Origin of the sequence: Dasania marina DSM 21967 (genome assembly GCF_000373485.1) — a bacterium.
Classification (GTDB): domain Bacteria; phylum Pseudomonadota; class Gammaproteobacteria; order Pseudomonadales; family Dasaniaceae; genus Dasania; species Dasania marina.
Window position 1 is genome coordinate 1 of the sequence record NZ_KB891583.1, and the last position, 1,809, is coordinate 1,809.

General features: G+C 44.3%; 1 protein-coding gene. It reads right to left on the reverse strand.

Going from position 1 to position 1,809, the window contains the following annotated elements; genetic code table 11:
• Positions 1-153: 153 nt before the first annotated feature.
• Positions 154-1,734, reverse strand: a complete 1,581-nt coding sequence (locus B067_RS0109525; RefSeq protein WP_026244550.1) for a transposase — start codon at positions 1,732-1,734, stop codon at positions 154-156.
• Positions 1,735-1,809 lie beyond the last annotated feature (75 nt).

Here is a 1,809-nt window from a genome sequence, read left to right on the forward strand (position 1 = left end):
TAACGAGCTTGTAGAAAAACGTTTCGGGAAAAATCGTCTGTCCATAGCTCTCTTCTATTGGTTTTATGGGATGATTCTAGACTGTGTAGAAACCACCCACATCTATTTGACATAATGCCATATTATGCGCAGTCAGCGCGTATTAGTTGCCCTTTAGGCCACCTTTTGGGCTCTTTCTTTTTCCATTTCACCGTAACGCATCACCTTTTCGATATTGTGTACCATGCAGAATAAACGCCATTGGCCCTGCACCTTGGCTTTGCTGCGCAACGAGAAGCGGTTGAGTCCTTTATTGGTGCCGATATTGCCAAACACCGGCTCAACTACTGACATGCGATGGCCATACACCTGTTTGCCGTACGGGCTATCAACCCGTTTTTTCATCCAGTCGGTCGCGGTGGGTTTAACGGTAAAGGTTTTGGATACTTGTCGGCCGTTGCCTTTGCGATGGTCAGCCGAGGCGGGGTTGCGCATACACTGCTCTTTTATATCGCAGTGCCTGCAATCGGTGAGGTTGCCCTCGAATGAAAGTTTCAGTTTGCCCTCACTCATTTTCTTTTCGTCACGTAACCACATTGCATTCCCTGCCGGGCACACACAGCTTTTCTTTTTAAGGTTGAAAGTGAATTCACTACTAGGGATAACCTCCTTTATACCTATTTTTGTATCTTGATGGCGCTTGCCGTATTTATCTTTTTGACCTTTGTAGCGAGGGTCCCGCGAACGGAACTGATTATCAGGGATATAGCCGTTTATCGCCTCGTCGATTAAGTACTGGTTATTATCTTCGTTTGAAAATCCCGTGTCGGCGGTAACAATCACATCGTCTTTATAGATGTCGTCACTAATATCCAATCGTTCATAGCGATCTTTAATGCTTTCCAGTACGGGTTTTAAGGTGTGATATTCCTGGCCTTCACCAAAGGCTTGGGCGTCAATAATGATCTGGTGCTTCTTATCAACCGCCGCCACGCCGTTGTAGCCCTGGATAACCCCCTTGTTGGTTTTCACCTTGCAGGATTCATTGTCAGTAATATTACTCTTCACTTCCTTTTGTTGTTTGCCCTGGCCCTTCCGTGGGCTTTCCGTCTTTAGGAATTCATCAATCTTTTTATGGGCTTTATCAAGCGTCTCGATACTTTGCGCTAGACGCTTAGCGCGTTCCTTTTCATCGCTGCGACGACGGTCGCACTTTTTATGCTCTTTAATGCAGTGCTTAAGTTGCTTGCCTATTTTGTGTTTCTTTTGTTTTAACTCTTTAAAGGTGCCAGACCATTCCTTGGCGGCATTAGAGGGCATCTTGCAGCCATCAATGGCAAACAATTCATTACCTAATAAGCCCTCTTGATAACAAACCAATAGAACTTGCTCGAAAACAGCTTCAATCGCATCGGGATAGCTACTTACAAAACTGGCAATGGTGGTGTAATGCGGAACGCTGTCGCAGGACAAAGCCTTAAAAATAATATTAGTCTCGCAACTCCACATAATCTCACGGCTAGAGGTAATACCTTTGGAATAAGCAAATAAGATTATTTTTAACAGTACCGCTGGGTCGTAGGCTGATCGGCCGCCTTTATCGTTTTTATATTTGTCGTTGAAGGCAGATAAATCAAGGCGGTTGCTGATGAGATGATGAAGTGTATATTCGAAGGTATTGGGCTGAAGCTGCTCTTCGAAGTTAATAACAACCATGGCTGTTTGGTTGTAATCGTAGGATTTGAAATTTGGCATGTAGACTCTCCGTGTAGATGCCGTATTTTATCAAAAAACACCGAGAATATTAAGTTTTTCTACAGCCTCAACGCC